Raw genomic sequence first — 24,496 nt, 5'->3', positions numbered from 1 at the left:
GGAATTCGAACAAACATTTCAAACGCACGGCACAGGGGTGGGATAACGTGCCGGTTGGCAGGCATGCTCTGGGCTCGCGCGCCGGCGATCGCGACGGTTCCCGGCAAAGTTATCCACAGATCCACAGATCCACAGATCCTCAGGATCCACACCACGACAAGGGGCGCCCCGATCCATGTCATCCGCTACACCTGCCGCCACCCTTGAACCGATTCCGCGCGACCCGGGCTGGCCGGTTGTCGGCAACCTGTTCCAGATTACCCCTGGCGAGGTTGGCCAGCACCTGCTGGCGCGCAGCCGGCATCATGACGGCATCTTCGAGCTCGACTTCGCCGGCCGGCGTGTGCCGTTCGTGTCGTCAGTGGCGCTGGCGTCCGAAGTCTGCGATCCGGTGCGTTTCCGCAAGATCATCGGACCGCCGCTGTCCTATCTGCGCGACATGGCGGGAGATGGTCTGTTCACCGCGCATAGCGACGAACCGAACTGGGGTTGCGCACATCGCATCCTGATGCCGGCATTCAGCCAGCGCGCGATGAAAGGCTACTTCGATGTGATGCTGCGCGTGGCCAACCGGCTGGTGGCCAAATGGGACGCCAATGGTCCCGACGCGGACATCGCCGTGGCCGACGACATGACGCGTCTGACACTCGACACCATCGCGCTGTCCGGCTTCGGCTACGACTTCGAGTCGTTCGCGAGCGAGCAACTGGACCCGTTTATCGTGGCCATGGTCGGTGCGCTGGAAGAGGCCATGCAGAAGCTTACGCGGCTGCCGCTCCAGGACCGTTTCATGGGGCGCGCGCACCGGCAGTTTGCCAGCGACGTGGCCTATATGCGCAATCTGGTCGACGACGTGATCCGCAAGCGCCGTGCCGCGCCGCGGCCGGGCATGGACCTGCTGAACCTGATGCTCGAAGCACGCGACCCGGAAACCGACCGCCAGCTCGATGACGCCAATATCCGCAACCAGGTCATCACGTTCCTGATCGCCGGGCACGAAACCACCAGTGGGCTGCTTACCTTCACCTTGTATGAATTGCTGCGCAACCCTGGCGTGCTCGCGCAGGCCTATGCCGAGGTCGATGCGGTGCTGCCCGGCGACGCACCGCCGGTCTACGCCGACCTGGCACGCATGACCGTGCTCGATCGGGTGCTCAAGGAAACCTTGCGCCTGTGGCCGACCGCGCCGGCTTTCGCGGTCGCGCCGTTCGAGGATGTAGTGATCGGTGGGCGTTACCGGCTGCGCGAGAATCGCCGCATCTCGGTAGTGCTGACCGCGCTGCATCGTGACCCGAAGGTTTGGGACAACCCCGAGCGTTTCGATATCGACCGCTTCCTGCCCGAGAACGAGGCGAAGCTACCTGCGCATGCCTACATGCCGTTCGGACAAGGTGAGCGTGCCTGCATCGGGCGCCAGTTCGCCTTGACCGAAGCCAAGCTGGCCCTGGCCCTGATGCTGCGCAACTTCGCGTTCCACGACCCGTACGACTATCAGTTCCGGCTCAAGGAAACGCTGACGATCAAGCCCGACAACCTGCTGTTGCGCGCGCGGCGGCGCCGTGCGCACGAGCGTATCGCCGCAAGCGCCCCGGCGCAGACAGTCAGCGATACCGTGCAGGCCGAGGTACGTGGCAATGGCCAGGCCATGACCGTGTTGTGTGCATCGAGCCTTGGCACCGCGCGCGAGCTGGCGGAACAGATTCACGGCGGCGCAGTGGCTGCGGGGTTCGATGCCACGCTGGCCGACCTTGACGATGTGGTGGACGCATTGCCCACCACAGGCCTGGTCGTGGCGGTCGCCGCCACCTACAACGGACGCGCGCCCGACTCGGGCCGCAGGTTCGAGGCGATGCTCGATGCCGGTGCCACGCCCGGATACCGCGCGGATGGTTTGCGGCTGGCATTGCTCGGCTGCGGCAATTCGCAGTGGGCCACCTATCAGGCATTCCCGCGCCGCATCTTCGAGTTCTTTGCCGCAGCGGGTGCGGTGCCATTGCTGGAACGCGGCGAGGCCGATGGCAATGCCGATTTCGACCAGGCAGCCGAACGCTGGCTGGCGCAATTGTGGGAGGCGCTGCAGGCCGACGGTGCTGCTGCCGGCGGCATCGGCGTGGCCGTGGAACTGCGCAGCGTCGATGCGATTCGCGCTGAAACCCTGCCCGCTGGCACGCAGGCGTTCACGGTGCTGGACAATGCCGAACTCGTTGGTGATCCCAAGGGATTGTGGGATTTCACGATCGAAGCGCCGCGTACCTCCACGCGTGAAATTCGCCTGCAGTTGCCAGCAGGTACCACTTACCAGACCGGCGACCATATTGCCGTATGGCCGCAGAACGAGACGCGGGTGGTGACGGCGTTGTGCGAGCGGCTTGCGCTGGACACCGAGGCAATGGTCACGCTATCCGCGCCGCAGGGCGCCGGGCGAGGACTGCCAATTGGCCAGGCGCTGCCGCTACACCAGTTGCTGACCCATTTCGTCGAACTGCAGGACGTGGTGTCGCGCCAGACGCTGCGCGCACTGGCGCAGGCCACACGCTGCCCGTTCACGCGGCAGTCGCTCGAACAGCTGGCATCGGACGACGCCGAGCGTGGCCATGCGGCACAGGTCGCCGCGCGACGACTGGGCGTGCTCGATGTGCTGGTCGAGCATCCCGCCATTGCGCTGACGCTACAGCAACTGCTGGCATGTACGGTACCGATGCGGCCTCGCTTCTATTCGATTGCCTCGTCACCGCTGGTAGCGCCCGATGTGGCCACGCTGCTGGTGGGAACGGTCTGGGCACCCGCGCTATCTGGACGCGGCCAGTTCCGTGGCGTGGCGTCGACCTGGCTGCAAAGCCTTTCATCGGGCGCGCGCATTGCGGCGTCGATCCGTACCCCCAATCCGTCGTTCGCACCGGTGCCCGATCCGACCGTGCCGATGCTGCTGGTTGGTCCGGGCACCGGCATCGCCCCGTTCCGCGGGTTCCTCGAGGAGCGTGCCGCACAGCAGGCGACCGGGCAGGCGGTGGTGCCGGTGCAGTTGTACTTCGGTTGCCGCCATCCGCAACACGACTGGCTGTTCCATGACGAGATTGCCAGATGGGCCGAGCTGGGCGTGGCGGAAGTCCACACTGCGTACTCCGTCGTGCCCGGCGCGGCGCGCTATGTACAGGACCTGCTGTGGCAGCGGCGCATGCAGGTGTGGGCGCAACTGCAAGCCGGGGCGATCATCTACGTCTGCGGCGACGGCCGGCGCATGGCACCCGCCGTGCGGCAGACGCTGATCGAGATTGGCGCGCAGCAGGGCGGCATGTCGGCTGACGCGGCGTCGGCATGGTTCGCCGGGCTGGTTGCGCAGGGGAGGTATCGTCAGGACGTATTCAACTGACGTGGCGCTTTCGGTGTTGTTGGCAGGATTCCGCTGAACGTTGTCCGTCGGCCGACCATCCGGCCTCGTACGCTGGGAACCATCCCTTCTCGAATCCGGAGACATCGATGGCTTCCCTTGCGATGCGCCAGGCGCGCGTGCTGGCGCTGTGCCAGGCGCTTTATACGTCAGCCCTGTCTGTCGACCTGACACTGACCGGTCTGGTTGGCTACACGCTCGCGCCGACCAAGGCGCTGGCAACGCTGCCGTTTGCGCTGATTACCGTGGCATCGGCGCTCACGGCAATTGCGGCGGCCTTTGTGATCGAACGCTGCGGCCGGCGTTTTGCGTTTTGCGTCGGCGGCGTCGCCTGCATGCTGGGCGGCTGGGTCTCGGTCGCTGCCATCTGGCGCCACGACTTCTGGCTGTTCTGCCTCGGCACGGCACTGGTCGGCGTGTTCCAGGCGTTTGCACGCTTCTACCGTCTGGCTGCGGCCGATGCCGCACCGGCGGCCGACAAGTCGCGCGCCATATCGGCGGTGCTGACCGGTGGTGTGGTGGCAGCCGTGTGTGGTCCGGCCATTGCCGCATGGAGCGCCGACATGATGCAACCGACGCCGTTTGCCGGATCGTATGCGGTTGTCGCCGCATTCGGCGCAGTGACCGTCATGGTGCTGATGCTCGCGTATCGCGAACCGCCGGCCAGCGAACTCACCGCTGCGGCTATCGATAACCGCCCGGCCAGACCGCTGGGAGAAATCGTGCGCCAACCGGTATTCCTGGCATCGTTTGCCAACAACGGCATTGGCAATGCGGTGATGATGTTCATGATGACGGCCACGCCAATTGCGGCCATTGCATGCCAGCACACCATCGCACAAGGTGCTCAGATCATCGAGTGGCACCTCGTGGGCATGTATGCGCCATCTTTTTTCTCGGGTTGGTTGCTGCAACGGTATGGCAACCCCGCGATGCTGGTCAGCGGCATCGCACTTTCCGCGCTCGCCGCCGTGGTGGCGTTATGCTCGACATCGCTGGTCGCGTTCTATGTGGCGCTGCTCTGCCTCGGAATCGGCTGGAACTTCATGTTCGTCGGCGGCACGACATTGCTGGCCAGCAGCTATCGCCCAGTGGAGCGGGCGCGGACGCAGGCCGCCAGTGAATTCTCGACGGCAGTACTGACCGCATGCGCAACGCTGGCAGCGGGCCAGGTGCTCGAGGTCTGGGGCTGGCAGGGGGTGAACCTTGCCGTATTGCCGGCCTTGGGGCTGGCATTGGTGATTACGTTGGCATGGCAGCGGCGCGAACGCCTGGCACCTTCGCCTGCGAGCGTATGATCGATGTTCTCTCCCCTCTCCCGCGCGGCGGGAGAGGGGCCGGGGAGAGGGCCAGCGTATCAACTCCCACCGACGCCACTCACGCCAACCGATAGCCCATGCACCTCGTCTCCGACCCACCGCGCGTAGTGGTGATCATCGCGCCAGACCCTGCGCAGGAACTCGACGTGACCGGCCCGACGGCGGTGTTCAGCGCGGCCAACAAGTTGAGCGGCCATGAAACTCCGCCCTACGAACTGCACGTTGCCAGTGTCAGTGACGACGCCATCATCCATACCGAAAGCGGACTGCGCATCCTGGCCGACGCACCGTATCACCAGATCCTCGAACAGATCGGACGACCGATCGACACACTGCTGATTTCAGGTGGTGCGGGCCATGCGCGGGCGGCGGAAAACGAGCGACTGATCCAGTGGCTGCGCGTGCAAGCGCAGACCGTACGACGCATGGGTGCGGTATGCACCGGCGCGTTCGTACTGGCAAGGACTGGCCTGCTCGATGCCCAGCGCGTCACCACGCACTGGCGCCATGCCGAGAAATTGGCGCATCGTCATCCGCATCTGATGGTCGATGCCGATCCGATCTGGATTCGTGCCGGGCGCTTCTATACCTCGGCGGGCGTCACGGCAGGCATGGACCTGTCGCTGGCGTTGGTCGAGGAAGACCTCGGACACGCGGTATCGCTGGAAGTCGCGCGTGAACTGGTGCTGTTCCTGCGTCGCCCGGGCAATCAGGCGCAGTTTTCCACGTTGCTGCGCGCACAGGCGGCGCAAAGCCCCGAGCTTCGCGCGTTGCAAACCTGGATTGCCGATAACCTCGGACGCGACCTGTCAGTGAGCGTGCTGGCCGAGCGCGCAGCGATGAGCCCGCGCAATTTCGCGCGAGTGTTCGTCAAGCAGGTGGGAGAAACGCCGGCGCGCTATGTGGAGCGGCTGCGCGTGGAGGCCGTGCGGCGCTTGCTCGAAGGCAGCGACCGCCGGCTGGAAGCGATTGCGCATGCCACGGGATTCGGTAGCGCCGATATCATGCGGCACGCGTTCCTGCGCCATGTGCAGACCACGCCCGAGCGCTATCGGGCCGCGTTCAGGTCCGACAGCGATGGCGACGGGGAAAGCGATGGAGACGGGGAGGGCGGGCTGGCAGCATAGCCGCCAGCCGTACCCGGATCAGCGGGCGTTCTGCAGCGCCGCGATGCGCGACTCGATCGGCGGATGGCTCGAGAACAGCGCCATCCACGATTTGCCACCCGAGATGCCCATTGCCTGCATGTTCTGCGGCAGACCGTCGGCATCGAGGCCACCCAGGCGGCGCAGCGCGGCCACCATCGGCGTGGAGGAGCCCATCAGGCCCGCCGCGCCAGCGTCGGCACGATACTCGCGATGCCGCGAGAACGCCGCCACGATGATGCTGGCCAGGACACCGAACACGATCTCGCAGATCACCACCGTGATCATGTAGCCAATGCCGGGACCGCTCGACTCCTCGTCGTTACGACGCAGCCACGAGTCGACAAAGTAGCCGACCACGCGCGCCATGAAGATCACGAACGTGTTGACCACGCCCTGGATCAGCGTCAGCGTGACCATGTCGCCATTGGCGATGTGCGCCACTTCGTGCGCCAGCACGGCTTCCACCTCGTCGTGCGACATCGATTGCAGCAGGCCCGTGGACACCGCCACCAGCGAACTCTTCTTCGACGCACCGGTGGCGAACGCGTTGGGCTCGCCTTCGTAGATCGCCACTTCGGGCATCGGCAAGCCGGCGCGCGTGGCGAGCTTCTCGACGGTCTGGACCAGCCAGAGCTCAATGCTGGTGCTCGGGTGTGTGATGACCTGGGCGCCGGTGGACCACTTGGCGATGGTCTTCGACATCAGCAGCGAGATAAACGAACCACCGAAACCCATCAGTGCCGCGAATACCAGCAGCATGCCAAGGTTCAGCCCGTTGGCGGTCAGGAAGCGGTTCACACCCAGCAGGCTGGCCGTGAAACTGAGGACGAGCATGACGGCGATATTGGTCGCCAGGAACAGGAAGATACGTTTCATGGTTGTGGGGCAAGGCTTGGTAAAGACGCGGACTGGCCGCAGGCGCGCGGGGCATGCATGCGGCACGCCTCGCGACAAGGGTAGGCGCGGCTTGGGTCGCCAGTGCGACGGCCGCGCGAAATGTGATCAACCGCGCGGTGGGCGCGGCTGCAGAGGCAGGTCGGGGTCGGGCAGCGCGGCACCCGCATAGTGCGGTACCGGGCTGCGGGCGGCCGATGTCACCACGCGCGGCATCGGCGCGGGCAACAGTTGTTCAGCAAAATCGGGGCCGGGCGGCGAGGGTTCCGCGTTGTCGGCCGGGCAGGGGCATCCTGACGATGCCGGCGCGCCGAAGTCAGCCGCGAAGTCTGCTGCAAAGTCAGCCTGGTCGGCTGACACGGCAACGTTGCCTTGCGCCTGGACCACCGCCGGTTGCGTGTGCACCAGATCGATGCCCGCCGCGCCGGATACCGGCGCAAGCCAGCCCGCCCAGGCCTGCAGGGGCAGGAAGGCAAGCAGCACGATCATCAACAGGAGTCGAAGCGGTTGCACGAGGCGGGTGACGCAAGGGACGTAAACAATGGCGACGATTCTACAGGATGGCGTCCGGCGACGCAGACTGTCGCTGTGCGTTATCCGACGATTCTCAACGCGGTGCGCGTACCCCACCACGCGGCTTCCTCGAATACCGACAGGCCGGACAGATCGGCATGCGCGAACAGCACCGGACCATCGGCCGCGCGCAGTGCCGCAATACCCGGATTGGACAGGAAGCCAGGTACCGGCGTGGCCATCGCATGACCACGCGCCGTGATCTCGACGGCATCGGCATGGCGCCAGAATTCGCGTCCGTACACCGCGCGCAGATCGGTCACGGCCAGTTCCATGAGCTCGGCTGGTGACGCATCAACCAGCCAGCGCCGGATCGCATCCGGTCCCCCGCCACCCGGCACTTGCGCAGCGGCATCGAGCGGACAGTAGGCCGTGAACGCGGTGTGCGACGGACGCGCCTGACGTATCCATTGATGCGTGGCCACCACATAGCCGAGTCCGCGCGACCCATGCACGACGTTGTCCCAGGCCAGCGGCACCCCGGCCGTTTCCTGTGGATAACCGCGCAGGTGAAACGTCGATACCAGCCACGGCGCATGCTGCTGCAGATGGCTGGCAGGATCGAACCCCAGCGGACCTAGCGGCATCAGATGCGCGGCCACATGCAGCGGCATCGCGCAGATCACCCGACGCGCGCGAATGCGCGACAGCCTCGGCGCCCGGCCCATGCCATCGGGCCATTCCACGCACGACACGCTGACGCCTTTTGCATCAGGTTCGATCCGTAGCGCCATGCCGCGCTGCCGCCATGGGCGTTCGGCACCCATGCGGGTATCGACCTGTGCGACCAGGCGCTTGACCAGCCCATGCAGGCCATCGGGCCAGGTCAGCACCGCGCCATCGGCGGCGTTGTTGGCATGGCCGCCGCGACTGGCAAAGTAATGCAGGCCCGCCCAGGCCGACACCGTGCCGGCGTCGGCACCGTAGTCATCACGGCAGCAATAGTCCGCATACCAGTGCAGCGTCGGTGCCGTATAGCCTTGTGCGTTTAGCCAGTGCCGGAAGGTCTGGCGATCGAGTGCCAGCCATGCGGGGTCGCGTGAGGACTCGGCCAGCGGGATCGCGAACACCTTGCGCCCATCGTTGCCGGTGATGGTACGCAAGTCGTTCACATGGGCAAGAAAGCGCTCGTGCTGGTCGTGGTGCACGGCACTGTCCGGCAGCAATCCGTCCTGCCAGCTTCCGTCGAAAAACAGCCGTTCCTCTGGCGCATGCACCAGCACACGTTCGTCATAGCGCGGGCGCGCATCGAACGGATCGCGCTCGATCACACCCACGTCAGCCAGCATCTCGCGCACGTGTGTCGATTCGGCCGACGGCAGCGGCAGATAGTGTGCGCCGCGCGGAAAGGCGATCTCACCGAAATTGCCACCCGCTGCATTGCCGGCGAACTCGGGACCTTCCAGCATGACGAAATCGCGCATCCCGGCACGTGACAACTGCCAGGCGGCCGACAAGCCGCCCACCCCGCTGCCGAGGATCGCCACCTCGACCCGCCTTTCACCAGCAGCCGCCGGCCAGCTGCGCTTGTCGCGCAAATCTGGCATGTCGCGCAATGCGTGCCCTTCGGCCATGCCGGGCCGCAATATGACCGGTTCCGGCTCGTGCAGGCCCAGCCCGGCCAGGAAGTGCGCGGCATCGTTGCCGATGCGCTCGCAACCGGTCAGCGTGGCGCCGGCCGCGGCAATCAGGAAGCGACGTCGATCCATACGGTAGTCTTTAGCGGATCACGTTGCGCCAGTCCTGCTCGAAGTCGTGGACCAGGGTCTGTTCATTGAGCCGGTTTGCCTGGCCCGCACGTGGCGCCATGTCGGCCGGGAAACTGAACATCAGTTTCGTGCTGTCGGCGTCCAGGAACTTCAGCGGTACGTCATAACGCGCAGGGGGGCTGTAGTCGGTGCGCTTGCCGGCCAGGATAAAGCCCCACTCGCCGAACGACGGCACATAGGTGTGATACGGCCACGTATGCAGTCCGGCTTCGCGCAGCGTGGCGTCGATATCCCAGAACGAACGGGGCGCGTAATAGGGCGAGGTCGATTGCACGACGGCGTAGCCTTTCTCGGCCAGATGGCGCGACAGCAATCGGTACATCGGCACCGAATACAACTTGCCCAGCCCGAAGTTGGACGGATCGGGCAGGTCGACAATGATCGCGTCGAAGCTCTCGCGGTCCTGTTCGAGCCATTGCGCGGCATCGGCGTTGACCACGGTCACGCGCCGGTCGGTCAGGGAGCCGCGATTGAGCGCAACCAACGGTTCGCTACGCGAGAACAGCGTGGTCATGGCCGGGTCCAGGTCCACCAGCGTCACGTGTTCGATGCGCGGATACTTGAGGATCTCGCGCAGTGCCAGTCCGTCGCCGCCACCAATCACCAGCACGCGCCGCGCCCATGGCAAGGCTTGCAGTACCGGGTGCACCAGCGCCTCGTGGTAGCGATGCTCGTCGCGCGATGAGAACTGCAGGTTGCCGTTGATATAGAGACGCAGGTCGTCTTTCCAGCGCGTGATCACCAGACGCTGGTACGGCGTGGTTTCGCTATGGATGATTTCATCGCCAAACATCCCGCGTTCGGCCCAGCGTGTGAGGTGCGTCGAACCCGCAAAGCCCGCGGTCAACAGCGCGAACACGATGCCTGCGCGCAGCGTGCGCAGCGTGGTGTGCGAAATCTCGTCGCGGAAGATCCGCAGCGTGAACAGGGCCACCGCCACATTGAGCATGCCGAACAGGAAGCCGGTGCGCGACAGGCCCAGGCGCGGCGCCAGGATCAGCGGAAACACCAGCGACACCGCCAGTGCACCCAGGTAGTCGAACGTGAGCACACGGCTGACCAGGTCGTTGAACTGTGCCTTGCGCGCATTGAGGATGCGCATCACAAGTGGAATCTCCATGCCCACCAGCAGCCCGATCACGAACACCAGCGCATAGAGCGCGGTGCGGAATGGCGCCGACAGCCACGCGAACACCACGAACAGCAGCGCGGCCGAGATGCCGCCAAGCAGTCCGACCAGGATCTCGATGTCGATAAAGCGCGACAGTACGTCTTCGTCCTTTACATAGCGCGACAGCCATGAGCCAACGCCCATGGCAAACAGGTAGCAACCTATGATGGAAGAGAACTGGAGGATCGAATCGCCCAGCAGGTAGCTGGACAGCGCGCCGGCAATCAGCTCGTAGCCCAGCCCGCAGGAGGCCACGATCAACACCGACAGGACAAGGGTACGGTCGCGCATGGGGCAGCGGTCGCAGGAGATCGGCCAGCACGCAACACGCGTCTGGCGATGTCACAAATATTGATATTGGAAGAAATGCGACTGCGGATATACTCTGCCGCAAACAGCTTGCAGCACCGCATCGGCAGGACGGGACAAGTCAACCACACGTTGCAACCAGCCTGTCGCCAGGCCCTTGCGGCACGATACGGAACACCCGAACATGCTACCTATCTATGCCTACGCCGAACATCTGCTGGCAAGCCTTGTGCTGCTGGTTGCGTTCGTCGGAGTCTACACCAGGATCACACCGTTCCACGAGTTCGCGCTGATCCGCCAGGGCAATGTCGCGGCGGCGCTATCGCTGGGCGGCAGCACGCTTGGCTTCTGCTTCACGCTGTCTTCCAGCATCCAGCACAACGACACGTTCCTGATGTTCCTGGTGTGGTCGCTGGTCGCCATGGTGGTCCAGGCCGTGGTCTATGCCGCGCTGGCACGCGCGTTGCCCGACATGGATGCCGCCATCGAATCGAACAATATCGCCATGGGCGGCCTGATGGGCACGATGTCGGTTGCGGTCGGCGTGCTCAACGCCGCCTGCCTGTCCTGAACCGCGGCAACCTTCCACCATATTGAGGTGCAGACATGAGCATCGGGTCATTCATCAAGAAGCAGTTCATCGACATCCTCCAGTGGACCGAGGATACGGACGGCGTGCTGGCCTGGCGTTATCCGATGGAGGACATGGAGATCCAGTACGGCGGCAGCCTGACCGTGCGCGAATCGCAGATGGCGGTCTTCGTCAACGAAGGCAAGATCGCCGATGTGTTCGGGCCGGGCATGTACAAGCTGACCACCCAGACGCTGCCGGTGCTGACGTACCTGAAGAACTGGGACAAGCTGTTCGAATCGCCGTTCAAGTCCGACGTCTACTTCTTCAGCACGCGGCTGCAGATCGGCCGCAAGTGGGGCACGGCGCAACCGATCACGATTCGCGATGCGGATTTCGGCATGGTCCGGCTGCGCGCGTTTGGCCTGTACTCGTACAAGATCGCCGACCCGAAGCTGTTCTATACCGAGATCAGCGGCACGCGCGCCGAATACACGCGCGACGAGGTCGAGGAGCAGCTGCGCAACCTGCTGATCGCCACCATGACCAGCACGCTGGGCGCGTCGTCGATTCCGTTCCTCGACATGGCGGCCAACCAGACGCTGATGGCGCAGACCATCCGTGACAAGCTGGCCCCCGAGTTCGCGCGCTACGGCGTGGCGCTCGACAACTTTGCCGTGACCAATGTGTCGTTGCCGGAAGAGTTGCAGAAGGCCATCGACACGCGCATCTCGATGGGCATGATGGGCGATATGGCCAAGTACACGCAGTACCAGGTGGCCAGTTCGATCCCGCTCGCGGCGCAGAATGAAGGCGGCGTGGCCGGGCTTGGCGCGGGCCTTGCTGCCGGTGCGGTGATGGGACAAGCGATGGCCGGCGGGCTGGTGGGTGGCGTGGCCGGTGTGCCGGGCGTACCCGCCCCTGCGGTGCCGCCCGCGACAGTCGTACCGGCAGCAGCGGCCGCGCCTGCCGCCCCGGTAGCCGACGATCCGGCCGCACGGCTGCAGAAGCTCAAGGAACTGCTCGACAAGAGCCTGATCTCGCAGGCGGAATTCGATACGGCCAAGGCAGAGATCCTGAAGAAACTGGTCGGCTGATTCCGGATGCAAACGGTCAACTGTCCGGGCTGCGGCGCGGAGGTCAGCTTTCGTTCGTCCGCCGCGGTCATGGCGGTTTGCGAGTACTGCCACAGTACCTTGCTGCGCGAGGCCGACCAGGTGCGCGACATCGGCAAGATGTCAGCCGTGCTCGAGGACTACACGCCGCTGCAGCTCAATACCAGTGGCACGTGGCAGGGGCAGGGCTTCACGCTGGTTGGCCGTATCCAGTTGCGCTACGACGCCGGCCTGTGGAACGAGTGGTACCTGCTGTTCGATGATGGGACCGATGGCTGGCTGGCCGATGCGTCGGGCCAGTACATGCTCACGCGGCGTGTACCGGCAGACCAGGCCGCGAAGTCGTCAGTCAGCAAGCCTCCGCGCTTCGACCAGCTCAGGCCCGGCGAGCATCTTTACTATGGCAAGTCATGCTTCGAGGCCAGCGATGTGCGCACCGCGCGCTGCACCGGTGGCGAAGGCGAATTGCCATTCCAGGTGGGGGCGGGCTGGACTGCCCAGGTAGCCGATTTTCGCGAGGGCGACCAGTTCCTGACCCTGGACTACGCCGACGGCTATCCGCCGGCGGTCTATATGGGCCAACTGGTCAGGCTGCCGCAGCTCAAGGCACAACTGCTGCGCGATACCGATGCCATCAGCAGTACGGCAGACCGTTATCGCGGCAAGGCCGTGCCACTGGCATGCCCCAACTGCGGCAGTCCGATTTCATGGCGCGCGGGCGTGGCGAACTTCGTGGTTTGCCCAAGCTGCCATAGCGAAGTCGATTGCGCCACGTCGACGGCCATCGTGCTCGAGAAGCACGCCGAGATCGAGGCCTTGCAGACCAGCCTGACACCGGGTGAGGTCGGTACGATCGACGGCAAGCCGTACACGGTGCTCGGTCTGCTCCAGTGCATCGATGACGACGAGGACGAATCATCCACCTGGATCGAGTACCTGCTGTTCAACGAGCAGGCGGGTTTCTTGTGGCTGGTCGAGCAGGACGCCGGATGGGACCGCGTGCAGGTGCTCGATACCTGGCCGAATACGGCATCGCCGAAAGTGGCAACGCTGGGCGACGTCAAATACCAGAAGGGCTTCGATTACAGGAGCACGGTGCTCTATGCAGCCGGTACCTTCAACTGGCGCGTGCAGGCAGGCGATGTCACGCGCCTGACCGAGTTCGGGCCTCCGGTACGGCGGCTGACGCGCGAAGCGTCGCCAACCGAAGTGGTCTGGACCCAGTCCACCACGGTCAGCCGGGCCCAGGTGGCGCTATGGTTCAAGAGCAACAAGGCACTGGCCGAAGCGAAAAAACTTCCCGAGCAGAAACGTGCCGCTCCGGCTGGCGGTGACCTGGCCTATTGCCGCAAGGTGGCGTGGGGCGTGGTGATCGTGATGTGGTTGCTCAACGGGCCAATGGCGCTGTTCGGACGTGGCAGCTTTGTGGGCGCGATGCTGGGCACGCTGCTGCTATGGCTGCCGATCTGGGTGGTCCAGATGGTTGCAGGCCAGGACACCGAGCGGCGCAAGGACAGAGATTCTGGTGGCGACTCCGATGGTGATTCGGGTGGCGATGGCGGCGACTAAAGAGGCTTGATACGTGCGTTTCCTGTTCCTGGTGTATGGAGTCATCATCCTGTTCGGCGTCACGTTCTACACGATGGCGTCGATGGGTTATTCATCGTCTGGCTCGTCGTCATCCGGCTCGTCGCGTGGCTGGGGCGGATCCAGCGGTGGCGGCTGGTCGTCGGGCGGCGGCCACAAGTAGGGCCATGTCATGAACGCGCCGACGCTTGTCTGCCCGCCCATCCTCGGCCGTCACCTGCTACTGGACATGCAGGGTATCGCGGCCGCATTGCTGACCGATGCGGCACTGATCGAACGGGCGCTGCATGACGCGGCGCGCGTGGCCGGCGCCACGCCGATCGATGCCCGCTTCCAGCATTTCGGCCCGGGCCTTGGCGTGACCGGTATCCTGCTGCTCAAGGAATCCCACATCAGCATCCACACCTGGCCAGAGTATGGCTTCGCGGCCGTGGATATCTTCATGTGTGGTGCGGCGCGGCCTGAACTCGGTATCGATTCGCTCGTCGCCGCTTTCGCGCCAGCCAGCAAATCGGTGCGCGATGCGGCACGCGGGCCCGGCGCTGCAGGATCGGCCTGACTGGTCTACACTCTGGCGTAACCCTGTAATTGCTACAGGGATGATTGGATCATCTGGCAACGCGCCATCGCGGAGGACTCGATCATGCGCATCGGCGAACTGTCGCGTCACAGCGGTTGCGACGTGGAGACCATCCGGTATTACGAACGGGAAGGTCTGCTCGACGCCCCGCAACGCGAAGACAACGGCTACCGCCGCTACGGCGACAGCCACCTCGTGCAACTCAATTTCGTGCGACATTGCCGTTCGCTGGGCATGAGCCTGGCCGACGTACGCCGTTTGCGCGATTTCCAGCGCAATCCATCGCTGGCCTGCGACGATATCGATACGCTGCTGGACCGCCAGATCGACCAGATCCACGCACAGCGCGTGGCACTGGAGGCGCTGGAAGGCCAGTTGCGCGCGTTGCGCCATACTTGCGAAAACCCGAACCCGCACCCGGCCAGCGAATGCGGCATCCTGCAGAACCTGCAGCAAGCCGCCGAAGGCGCCGCGTGCGAGTGCCATCCGCGGCATTGAGCATTGAGGGACACGGGTTATGCCCAGGCCCTTTCCTGACGCCTCGCAATGATGAGAAGTTTCTTACCGGCCATATCGCGTGGCCTGTGCTAGCATCACCATTCGCGTCACAGTGACGCCTTTTTTCACCCAGAAATTTCTTACGATGTCTCGCCATCTTCCGTCCGCTGCCCTTGCCATGGTTCGCCCCGCGCGACCGGCGTGCGCGCGCATGGTGGTGCAGACCATCATCGTCAGCCGCCGGATCAGCGCTCCGCTTGATCCCGCCCGGTTCCCGGCCTGACCACCCCACTTCTGAATTGCGAGGGTCCGGTGCCGAACCGGGCCTGAGCCGACACGCATTTCCGCTGTAAGTCAGACATACATAACGATTTTCCCTGCGGCAGCCGTTGCCTGCGTTGCACCGAAGTGTCGACGCTCCAAGGCCGCCGCTTTTGCGAGAGGCATTGCCATGGCAAAAACCAAGAACCCGACGCTGTACCTGACCGAACTCGATGTGACGCGCCTTGAAGGTATCGCCAGTCGCGCCAACACCGCCGAGCTCGATGAGATGCTGGACGCGCTACTGGAACGCGCGGCGATCGTCACGCCCGACGCGATTCCCAAGGATGTGGTGACGATGAATTCACGCGTGGTCTGCACGCTCGAAGGCGAGGCGGAGCCGCGCGTATGGACGCTGGTCTATCCCGACGATGCCGACCTGTCCGCCGGACGCCTGTCGGTGTTGTCGCCAATTGGCCAAGCGCTGCTGGGCGCGCGTGCCGGCAAGGCGGTCGACTATCGGCTGCCCAATGGCACCGCACAGCGCGTGACCATCGTCGAAATCGCGTTCCAGCCCGAAGCCAGCGGCCAGTACACGCTTTGACACGCTTTGAGCGTGGCTGTTGATGGGTCACCAATACCCTGCCGTACCGCAGGGTAGGTGACCCGTTCCACGCTGCAGTATTCCCTCCTGGCTGCCATTCGGCGGCCAAAGCGCACCGTTCATCCACAGACCCAGCGTTTCACGGCGTGCAACGCACCATTCGTCGCAGCGGTATTTCTCGTAGAACGACTAGCCACTAACCTTCAGTCCGTGCTCGCATCGCTACAAAGATGGCGTATCCGGGCAAGCAGTCAGCTGTACCCATAAAAAAGTCGTGAATCAGTTGAAGGAGTCCCAGATGAACGCCAAACGTATCCTTGGCGGTGCACTTGTGCTCGCCGCGTTCGCCGCGTCGGCAGCCATCGCCGCACCGGCCGCGACCAAGAAGGTCGGCAAGTTCGACGTGTATGCCGACGCCGCGCGCACCGGCAAGTTCGACACGTTCAGTGAAGGTTCGAAGATCGGCAAGTACGACACCTACACGGACGGCGCCCGTCAGGGCAAGTTCGATTCGTTCGGTGAAGGTGCCCGCACCGGCAAGTTCGACAGCTTCAGCGAAGGCTCGCACGCGTTCAGCGGCGAGATCTCCGGTTCGGCGCTCGACAACTCGCGCAACGGCGATCTGTACGGCTACAAGGTTTGACGGCCTGACAGAACGCAAATCGGCGGCCTTCCCAGGCCGCCGATCCAGTTTTACCGCTTTCTCTCCCACCTGCGCGACCGACCTCCTCCTTCTCTCTCTCCGTCGCGTAGGTGATTTTTCCCGCTGAAGCTCTTCAGCATTCCCCGTGATCCTTTTCTACAGTTGCCGCGCGGCAAACGTGTCGCACTTGCGGATATCGCCGGTCGTCAGGCCCTGGCGCAACCAGCGCACGCGTTGCTCGCTGGTACCGTGCGTGAACGCCTCGGGCACCACATAGCCCTGTGCCTGTTTCTGCAGGCGATCGTCACCAATGGCGGCCGCGGCCTTCAGGCCCTGCTCGACATCGCCGGGTTCCAGCAACTGCTGGTTCAGCTTGCCCGCGGTGGCGGCCCAGACCCCGGCCAGGCAATCGGCCTGCAGTTCCATGCGTACAGAAAGCTGGTTCGCCTGCGCCTCGCCCATGCGGCGGCGTGCGGAATCCACCTTGGCAGACACCCCGAGCAGGTTCTGCACATGGTGGCCGATCTCATGCGCAATCACATACGCCTGCGCAAAGTCTCCGCCGGCGCCAAAGCGCTGGCGCAGTTCATCGTAAAACGCCAGGTCGATATAGACCTTCTGGTCACCCGGGCAATAGAACGGCCCCATCGCCGACTGGCCCGTGCCGCATGCGGTCGGCGTGGCACCCGAGAACAGCACCAGCGTAGGCGGTGCATAACGGCGGTTCAGGTCGGTCTCGAAGATGTGTTCCCACGTGCGCTCGGTATTGCCAAGCACCTTGCGCGTGAACACGGTGAGCTGGTCGGTGGCAGGCGGCCGGTGCGCTTGTGACTGCGATTGTGGCGCGGACTGCTGTTGGCCCTGGATCACCGACGCGCCCTGGAAAATTACCGAGGGGTCGATGCCAAAGAAGTACGACGCGGCCAGCGCGACGACGATCGTGCCAATGCCAATCGACTTGCCGCCGATCGGAAACCCGCCGCCGCCAAAGCCACCCCCACGGCGGTCTTCTACATTCTGGCTTTCGGCTTCGTCATCGAGACGCATTGGGAGGCTCCGTCGGGGATCTGATTTGCCGATGGAGTATAGCAACGGCGCCTGACTACGCGATGCGCGGGCCACAAATGGTTACGTTGAGACACCGTCGGTCGCCCTCTCTCCCCAGCCGCGCGGGAGAGAGGGCGGCAGGCGTCAGACTGCCTCGGCCACCGGCACCTTGCCCATATCGAGCACAGCTACTTCCGTACCTACCTCTGCAACGCGCAGCAGGTTGGTGGTGCCGCCTTGCCCGAACGGCATGCCGGCCGCGATCGTGATCTGGTCGCCGGGGGCTGCATAGCCTTCCACCAGCGCGGCACGTGCCGCCGCCTCGACCATTTCATCCACGCTTTGCACATCGGGACTGACCGTCGAATGCACACCCCATGTAATGGCCAGCCGACGTGCGATATCGAGGTTCGGCGTGATGCTGACGATCGGCGCGCTCGGCCGCTCGCGTGCCGCGCGCAGCGCGGTAGCGCCCGACGACGTGTAGGTGACCGTAGCCTTGGCGCCGATGATCCGCGTAACCTCGCGCAGCGCGGCACAGATGGCATCCTGGCGCGTGGACAACGGCGCCTCATGCTGGGCATCGATCATGTTGCGGTAGAGCGGATCGAGTTCCACCTCGGCGATGATCCGGTCCATCATCGAGACGGCTGGCACCGGGAAGCGGCCATTGGCCGACTCCGCAGACAGCATCACCGCATCGGCACCATCGTAGATGGCGCTTGCAACGTCGGAGGCCTCGGCACGCGTGGGCACCGGCGAGTCGATCATCGATTCCAGCATCTGCGTGGCAATCACGATCGGCTTGCCGAGTTCGCGGCAGATGCGCAGAATGCGCTTCTGCACGCCAGGCACGCGCTCGGGCGGCAGTTCCACGCCCAGGTCGCCACGGGCCACCATCACGGCGTCGGATACGCGCACGATTTCCTCGAGTTGCTGCAGCGCGGCCGGCTTCTCGATCTTCGACAACACGCCCGCGCGCGTACCGATGATCTCGCGCGCTTCCAGAATGTCGGACGGGCGCTGCACGAACGACAGTGCAATCCAGTCCGCACCCAGCTCCAGCGCGAACGCCAGGTCCTTGCGGTCTTTTTCGGTCAGCGCCGGGATCGGGATCACCGCGTCAGGCACGTTCACACCCTTGCGGTCCGACAGCGTGCCGTTGTTGGCCACCCGCGTGGTGATGCTGCCGCTGGCCACGGCCTCGATATTCAGGCGCACCTTGCCGTCGTCGATCAGTAGCGACTGGCCCGCGCTGGCTGCCTTGAAGAGTTCCGGGTGCGGCAGGTACACGCGCGTGGCATCGCCGGGCGTGGGGTCGCTGTCGAGCACGAATGCATCGCCTGCACGCACCGCCACCTTGCCCGCGGCAAAGGTGCCGATGCGCAGCTTGGGGCCCTGCAGGTCGGCCAGGATCGCGATCGGGCGGCCGGTTTCGGTTTCCACCTGGCGTACCGCGTCATAGCGTGCACGATGGTCATCGTGCGTGCCGTGGCTGAAGTTCAGGCGGAACACATCGGCCCCGGCTTCAAACAGTTGGCGGATCACCGCAATATCCGAGCTGGCCGGGCCCAGGGTGGCGACGATCTTGGCTTTGCGCTGGCGTCTCATGAAAGTCTCCTTCTCCATCCTCTTTATGCTGCGTTGCCGATCAATGAACGTCTGGGTCAGACGATCAGGATCGCGCGGAAATCGTTGACATTGGTACGGGTCGGGCCGGTGACGATCAGGTCGTCGATGCCGGAGAAGAAACCGTATCCATCGTTGTTGTCCAGATGCGCACGGGCCGACAGGCCTCGCGCGGCGGCGCGCGTTAGCGTATCGGGGTCCAGCAACGCACCAGCGTTGTCTTCGGAGCCGTCGATGCCATCGGTATCGCACGCAATCGCATGCACACCGGGCAGGCCGTCGAGCGACACGGCCAGCGACAGCAGGAACTCGGCATTGCGGCCGCCACGGCCGTTGCCACGCACCGTGACCGTGGTTTCACCACCGGACAGGATCACGCATGGCTTCTGGAACGGCTGTCCATGCGCGACCACCTGGCGGGCGATGGCGGCATGGACTTCGGCCACGTCGCGCGCTTCGCCTTCGATGCTGTCGGACAGGATGTACGTGGTCAGCCCGAGTTCACGTGCACGCGCGGCGGCGGCTTCAAGCGATTGCTGCGCACTGGCCAGCGTCACGCTGCGATGGCCATCGAAGCGTGCATCGCCAGGCTTGGGCGTTTCACCGGCACCGCTTTCCAGATGCGCGCGCACATTGGCAGGCACCTCGATGTTGTACTTGGCGATCACCGCCAGCGCATCGGCGCAGGTGGTGGCATCGGGCAGGGTAGGGCCACTGGCGATCAGCGTGGGATCGTCGCCCGGAATATCGGAAATCAGCAGCGTCTCCACACGCGCCGGTGCGCAGGCCAGCGCCAGACGGCCGCCCTTGAGCGCGGACAGGTGCTTGCGCACGCAGTTCATCTCGCCAATGCTGGCGCCGCTGCGCAGCAGCGCCTTGTTCACGGCCTGCTTGTCGGCCAGCGTGATGCCCGGGGCCGGTGCGGCCAGCAATGCCGAGCCACCACCGGAAATCAGGCACAGCACGAGGTCGTCGGCAGTCAGCCCTTGTACCAGCTCCACCATGCGTTGCGCGGCCTGCTGGCCCGCTGCATCGGGTACGGGATGCGCGGCCTCGACCACCTCGATGCGCTGGCAGATTGCGCCATGGTCGTAGCGCGTAACCACCAGTCCCGACAGCTCGCCTTGCCAGTGCGCGTCCAGCGTTTGCGCCATTGCGGCGGCGGCCTTGCCCGCGCCGATGACTACGGTGCGCCCCTTCGGCGGCTGCGGCAGGTGCGGCGGCAGGCAATGGCTGGCGCTCACGGCCGCTACGGCCGTGTCGAACAGGTCGCGCAGCAAGGCCCGGGCCTGTGCGGGGTTACGGTAGTCGGAAGGGCGCTGCGGCGACAGCAGCGCGGCGTTGGCGTCGGTGGCAAACATGCGAATCCTGAGGATATGCTTGGGAAAGACGATGCAGCCGCCGCTCGCGAGCGGCGGCTGCGATGCTGCATCTGAACTTACTTGCCGCCCTTGGCGATCTCGTGGTTCGACATGATCTCGATGGCACGGCACAGCGCCGAGTGATCGAGCTTGCCAAAGCCATTGGCCGCGCAGGCATTGAACAGTTCCTGTGCGGTGGACGTATTCGGCAGCGACACGCCCAGCGCCTTCGCGCCTTGCAGCGCGAGGTTCAGGTCCTTCTGGTGCAGTTCGATGCGGAAGCCCGGGTCGAACGTACGCTTGACCATGCGCTCACCATGCACCTCCAGGATGCGCGACGCGGCAAAGCCACCCATCAGCGCCTGACGCACCTTGGCCGGATCGGCACCAGCCTTCGACGCGAACAGCAGCGCTTCGGAAACGGCCTGGATATTCAGGGCCACGATGATCTGGTTGGCCACCTTGGTGGTCTGGCCATCGCCATTGCCACCGACCAGCGTGATGTTCTTGCCCATCAGGTCGAACAGCGGCTTTACTTCGTCGAACGCTTCCGACGGACCACCCACCATGATCGTCAGCGATGCGGCCTTGGCGCCGACTTCGCCACCCGACACCGGGGCGTCGAGGTAAGACGCGCCGAGCTTGTTGATACGCGCCGCAAAGTCCTTGGTGGCGATCGGCGAGATCGAGCTCATGTCGACCACGATCTTGCCGTAGGTCGCATCCTTGCCGGCGGTCTTGAACGCCGCAGCCACGCCCTTGTCGCCGAACAGCACGGCTTCAACGTGCGGGGTGTCCGGCACCATCACGATCACGATATCGGCACGCTTGGCAACTTCCTCTGCGCTGGTGCAGACGGTTACGCCGGCATCGACCAGCGCTTGCGGGGCCGGGTTGACGTCATGCACGAACAGCGTGTGGCCAGCGGCACGCAGATGGCCCGCCATCGGCGCGCCCATGATGCCCAGACCGATAAAGCCGACGTTACGTTGGTTTGCCATGTTTGTCTCCAGGAATGGTGAATGAAATTGCTTTGATTTGCTGTTGGTTTTCTCCCCTCTCCCGTGTACGGGAGAGGGGCGGGGGAGAGGGCCGGCCGTTCCAAATTGCCACTGTCGGCAAGCAGAACCTCTATGCCCTCACCCCCAACCCCTCTCCCGCCGTGCGGGAGAGGGGAGCTGTGACATCGCCGTTCAAACGCCGTGCGCGGCGCGCCAGCCGAGGCCGGCTTCGGTGGTGGTCTTCGGCTTGTATTCGCAACCGATCCAGCCCTGGTAACCGACCTCGTCGAGGAAGCGGAACAGATACTGGTAGTTGAGCTCGCCGGTGCCCGGTTCATTGCGGCCCGGATTGTCGGCCAGTTGCACGTGGCGGATCTTCGGCAGGTTGGCGCGGATGGTGTTGGCGATCTCGCCCTCCATGCGCTGCATGTGATAGATGTCGTACTGCACGTAGAGATTGGGCGCGTTGACCTGCTCGATCAGGTCGATGGCCTGCTGCGTGCGCGACAGGAAGAAGCCGGGAATGTCGAATGTGTTGATCGGCTCGACCAGCAGGTCGATATGTTCGGCTGCCAGTGCGTTGGCCGCGAAACGCAGGTTCTCCACGAGCGTCTCGTTGGCCTGCTCGCGCTTGACGTTCTGCGGCAGGATGCCAACCAGGCAGTTCAGCTGACGCACACCCAGCACCTTCGCGTACTTGATGGCCTCGCCCACGCCGTCCTGGAACTCGCCCACCCGGTCGGGGTGACAGGCAATGCCGCGCTCACCGGCTTCCCATTTGCCCGCGGGCAGGTTGTGCAGCACCAGGTCGAGCTGGAACCGGCTCAGGCGGTCAGCGATCTGGTCGGCGTGAAAGGCATAAGGGAACAGGAACTCGACGCCGCGAAATCCGGCACGGGCTGCGGCCTCGAAGCGTTCCAGGAAGCCCACTTCATTGAACAGCATCGTCAGGTTGGCTGCGAGCTTTGGCATTGTGATGGTCTCTCTCGGTGTTGGGGAAAAACGCGCCACACCCGCTCGTGCGAAGAGCGGGGTGGCTTGCTGCGGTGGACGGCTGAGACTTACGCGGTGACGGTCTCTTCGGTGAGGATCGCCGCTTCGGTGTCTTCGAGATCCTCGATCGGCTCGAACTCGTTGATGTTGTCGATCTCGGTACCCATCGCGATATTGGTCACGCGCTCCAGGATCACCTCGACCACCACCGGCACCGAGAACTCGGCCATCAGGTCACGCGCTTCGGCAAAGGCCGGCGCGATGTCTTCGGGCTTGAACACGCGGATCGCCTTGCAGCCCAGACCTTCGACCACCTTCACGTGATCCACGCCATAGCCTTCGAGCTCCGGCGCGTTGATGTTGTCGAACGCCAGCTGCACGCAGTAGTCCATCTCGAAGTTGCGCTGTGCCTGGCGAATCAGGCCCAGGTACGAGTTGTTCACCACCACGTGGATGTACGGCACCTTGAACTGCGCGGCAACGGCCAGTTCCTCGATCATGAACTGGAAGTCGTAGTCACCGGAGATGGCCACCACGTCAGATTCGGGCGAGGCGGTCTTCACACCGATGGCGGCCGGAATGGTCCAGCCCAGCGGACCGGCCTGGCCACAGTTGATCCAGTGGCGCGGCTGGTTCACCGACAGGAACTGCGCCGCGGCGATTTGCGACAGGCCGATGGTGCTCACGTAGCGCACGTCGCGCGGGAAGTACTGGTTCATCTCGCGGTACACGCGCTGCGGCTTGACTGGCACGTTGTCGAAGTCGCTCTTGCGATGCATGGTGCGACGGCGCTTCTGCACATCGGCCACCCACGCCTTGCGGCACGGCAGGCGACCGGCCATCTTCATCTCGCGTGCGACTTCCACGAACAGTTCCAGCGCGGCCTTGGCGTCGGACACGATGCCAAGGTCCGGACCAAACACGCGGCCGATCTGCGTGGGCTCGATATCGACGTGCACGAACTTGCGGCCCTTGGTGTAGACATCGATGCTGCCCGTGTGGCGGTTGGCCCAGCGGTTGCCGATACCGATCACGAAGTCCGATGCCAGCATCGTGGCATTGCCGTAACGGTGCGAGGTCTGCAGACCCACCATGCCGGCCTGCAGCGGATGGTCGTCGGCCAGCACGCCCCAGCCCATCAGCGTCGGCACCACGGGCACGTTGACCAGTTCGGCGAACTCGACCAGCAACTCGTTGGCATTGGCATTGATCACGCCACCACCACAGACGATCAGCGGACGCTCGGCCTGGTTCAGCATGCTGATGGCCTTTTCGATCTGCGCACGCGAGGCGGCGGGCTTGTACGGCTGCAGCGGCTGGTACGTTTCCGGATCGAATTCGATCTCGGCCACCTGCACGTCGAACGGCAGGTCGATCAGCACCGGACCCGGACGGCCCGAGCGCATCAGGTGAAACGCCTGCTGGAACACCTGCGGCACCAGTGCCGGCTCACGCACCGTCACGGCCCACTTGGTCACCGGCTTGGCAATCGATTCGATATCGACGGCCTGGAAGTCTTCCTTGTACAGGCGGGCGCGCGGCGCCTGGCCCGTAATGCAGAGAATGGGGATCGAATCGGCCCAGGCCGAGTACAGGCCGGTGATCATGTCGGTGCCGGCGGGGCCCGAGGTGCCAACGCACACGCCGATATTGCCCGGCTCGGCCCGGGTGTAGCCCTCGGCCATGTGCGAGGCACCTTCCACGTGACGCGCCAGCACGTGGCGGATCGAACCGGCCTTGCGCATCGCCGAGTAGAACGGGTTGATGGCTGCGCCGGGCACGCCGAATGCGGTGTTGACGCCTTCCTTTTCCAGCACGGCGACCGCCGCGTCGATTGCTCTCATCTTGGGCATGTCTGTCTCCAATACGCTCAAAAACAATGGGTGGGATTTGCTATGGCGTTGATGCTATGCCCGAGGGAGCTGTGGATAAACAGAAGCGCGATCAGTTGATTCGATACCTGTCGTATGTAATGTTGCAGCATTCGCCAGTTTAATGTGAACAATGCGATACCCGATCGATACCTGGAAGCGAC

General features: G+C 64.4%; 20 protein-coding genes and 1 pseudogene. 11 read left to right on the top strand and 10 right to left on the bottom strand.

Annotated features, from left to right (window positions below; genetic code table 11):
- The first annotated feature begins 175 nt into the window (after window positions 1–175).
- The 3 genes from ACO550_RS16965 to ACO550_RS16955 all read left to right on the top strand — a co-directional run bounded on the left by ACO550_RS16965 (window position 176) and on the right by ACO550_RS16955 (window position 5,834).
- A complete protein-coding gene (locus ACO550_RS16965) occupies window positions 176–3,370 on the top strand; it encodes a bifunctional cytochrome P450/NADPH--P450 reductase (protein ID WP_315593002.1) in 3,195 nt (1,064 codons plus the stop codon).
- Window positions 3,371–3,477: 107 nt separating this feature from the next.
- A complete protein-coding gene (locus ACO550_RS16960; RefSeq protein ID WP_315593001.1) occupies window positions 3,478–4,686 on the top strand; it encodes an MFS transporter in 1,209 nt (402 codons plus the stop codon).
- A 98-nt stretch (window positions 4,687–4,784) separates the two neighbouring features.
- Window positions 4,785–5,834, top strand: coding sequence for a DJ-1/PfpI family protein (locus tag ACO550_RS16955; RefSeq protein WP_315593000.1), 1,050 nt, complete (start codon window positions 4,785–4,787; stop codon window positions 5,832–5,834).
- Window positions 5,835–5,852: 18 nt separating this feature from the next.
- Here ACO550_RS16955 and htpX read toward each other — a convergent pair whose 3' ends face one another.
- From htpX to ACO550_RS16935, 4 genes are all read right to left on the bottom strand, one after another.
- Complete coding sequence (gene htpX, locus ACO550_RS16950) at window positions 5,853–6,731, bottom strand: protease HtpX (RefSeq protein WP_315592999.1); 879 nt, start codon at window positions 6,729–6,731, stop codon at window positions 5,853–5,855.
- Window positions 6,732–6,857: 126 nt separating this feature from the next.
- Window positions 6,858–7,238 carry a hypothetical protein gene (locus tag ACO550_RS16945; RefSeq protein WP_315592998.1) on the bottom strand — a complete coding sequence of 127 codons (381 nt, stop codon included), beginning with the start codon at window positions 7,236–7,238 and terminating at the stop codon, window positions 6,858–6,860.
- 104 nt (window positions 7,239–7,342) lie between these two features.
- Window positions 7,343–9,031: an FAD-dependent oxidoreductase gene (locus ACO550_RS16940; protein WP_315592997.1), complete on the bottom strand. Its 1,689-nt coding sequence runs from the start codon at window positions 9,029–9,031 to the stop codon at window positions 7,343–7,345.
- A gap of 10 nt (window positions 9,032–9,041) precedes the next feature.
- Window positions 9,042–10,553: a polyamine aminopropyltransferase gene (locus ACO550_RS16935; RefSeq protein ID WP_315592996.1), complete on the bottom strand. Its 1,512-nt coding sequence runs from the start codon at window positions 10,551–10,553 to the stop codon at window positions 9,042–9,044.
- A gap of 202 nt (window positions 10,554–10,755) precedes the next feature.
- Between ACO550_RS16935 and ACO550_RS16930 the strand changes: the two genes are divergently transcribed.
- The 8 genes from ACO550_RS16930 to ACO550_RS16895 all read left to right on the top strand — a co-directional run bounded on the left by ACO550_RS16930 (window position 10,756) and on the right by ACO550_RS16895 (window position 16,430).
- On the top strand, window positions 10,756–11,142 hold the full coding sequence (locus ACO550_RS16930; protein WP_315592995.1) for a DUF350 domain-containing protein: 387 nt from the start codon (window positions 10,756–10,758) through the stop codon (window positions 11,140–11,142).
- Between the two features lie 35 nt (window positions 11,143–11,177).
- Window positions 11,178–12,239: an SPFH domain-containing protein gene (locus tag ACO550_RS16925; RefSeq protein ID WP_315592994.1), complete on the top strand. Its 1,062-nt coding sequence runs from the start codon at window positions 11,178–11,180 to the stop codon at window positions 12,237–12,239.
- Window positions 12,240–12,245: 6 nt separating this feature from the next.
- Window positions 12,246–13,826 carry a DUF4178 domain-containing protein gene (locus ACO550_RS16920; RefSeq protein ID WP_315592993.1) on the top strand — a complete coding sequence of 527 codons (1,581 nt, stop codon included), beginning with the start codon at window positions 12,246–12,248 and terminating at the stop codon, window positions 13,824–13,826.
- Between the two features lie 13 nt (window positions 13,827–13,839).
- Window positions 13,840–14,007, top strand: coding sequence for a hypothetical protein (locus ACO550_RS16915; RefSeq protein ID WP_315592992.1), 168 nt, complete (start codon window positions 13,840–13,842; stop codon window positions 14,005–14,007).
- Between the two features lie 9 nt (window positions 14,008–14,016).
- A complete protein-coding gene (speD, locus tag ACO550_RS16910; RefSeq protein WP_315592991.1) occupies window positions 14,017–14,403 on the top strand; it encodes an adenosylmethionine decarboxylase in 387 nt (128 codons plus the stop codon).
- Between the two features lie 84 nt (window positions 14,404–14,487).
- Window positions 14,488–14,922, top strand: a complete 435-nt coding sequence (locus ACO550_RS16905) for a MerR family transcriptional regulator (RefSeq protein WP_315592990.1) — start codon at window positions 14,488–14,490, stop codon at window positions 14,920–14,922.
- 451 nt (window positions 14,923–15,373) lie between these two features.
- Window positions 15,374–15,787: a nucleoside diphosphate kinase regulator gene (rnk, locus tag ACO550_RS16900; protein ID WP_315592989.1), complete on the top strand. Its 414-nt coding sequence runs from the start codon at window positions 15,374–15,376 to the stop codon at window positions 15,785–15,787.
- A gap of 298 nt (window positions 15,788–16,085) precedes the next feature.
- A complete protein-coding gene (locus tag ACO550_RS16895; RefSeq protein WP_315592988.1) occupies window positions 16,086–16,430 on the top strand; it encodes a hypothetical protein in 345 nt (114 codons plus the stop codon).
- 156 nt (window positions 16,431–16,586) lie between these two features.
- Here the strand turns inward: ACO550_RS16895 and ypfJ are convergent, their stop codons facing one another.
- From ypfJ to gcl, 6 genes and pseudogenes are all read right to left on the bottom strand, one after another.
- On the bottom strand, window positions 16,587–17,477 hold the full coding sequence (ypfJ, locus tag ACO550_RS16890; protein WP_315592987.1) for a KPN_02809 family neutral zinc metallopeptidase: 891 nt from the start codon (window positions 17,475–17,477) through the stop codon (window positions 16,587–16,589).
- Between the two features lie 144 nt (window positions 17,478–17,621).
- Window positions 17,622–19,088, bottom strand: coding sequence for a pyruvate kinase (gene pyk, locus ACO550_RS16885; RefSeq protein ID WP_315592986.1), 1,467 nt, complete (start codon window positions 19,086–19,088; stop codon window positions 17,622–17,624).
- 56 nt (window positions 19,089–19,144) lie between these two features.
- The gene (locus ACO550_RS16880) at window positions 19,145–20,467 is read right to left on the bottom strand and encodes a DUF4147 domain-containing protein (RefSeq protein WP_315592985.1); all 1,323 of its coding nucleotides are present in this window, start codon (window positions 20,465–20,467) and stop codon (window positions 19,145–19,147) included.
- Window positions 20,468–20,544: 77 nt separating this feature from the next.
- A pseudogene (gene glxR / locus ACO550_RS16875) lies at window positions 20,545–21,495 on the bottom strand (2-hydroxy-3-oxopropionate reductase); the annotation flags it as partial.
- Window positions 21,496–21,660: 165 nt separating this feature from the next.
- Window positions 21,661–22,440: a hydroxypyruvate isomerase gene (gene hyi / locus ACO550_RS16870; RefSeq protein WP_315592984.1), complete on the bottom strand. Its 780-nt coding sequence runs from the start codon at window positions 22,438–22,440 to the stop codon at window positions 21,661–21,663.
- 89 nt (window positions 22,441–22,529) lie between these two features.
- Window positions 22,530–24,314, bottom strand: a complete 1,785-nt coding sequence (gene gcl / locus ACO550_RS16865) for a glyoxylate carboligase (protein ID WP_315592983.1) — start codon at window positions 24,312–24,314, stop codon at window positions 22,530–22,532.
- Window positions 24,315–24,496: the final 182 nt, after the last annotated feature.

The organism is Cupriavidus sp. (assembly GCF_057315035.1).
This window is presented reverse-complemented; position numbering and strand designations above follow the sequence as displayed.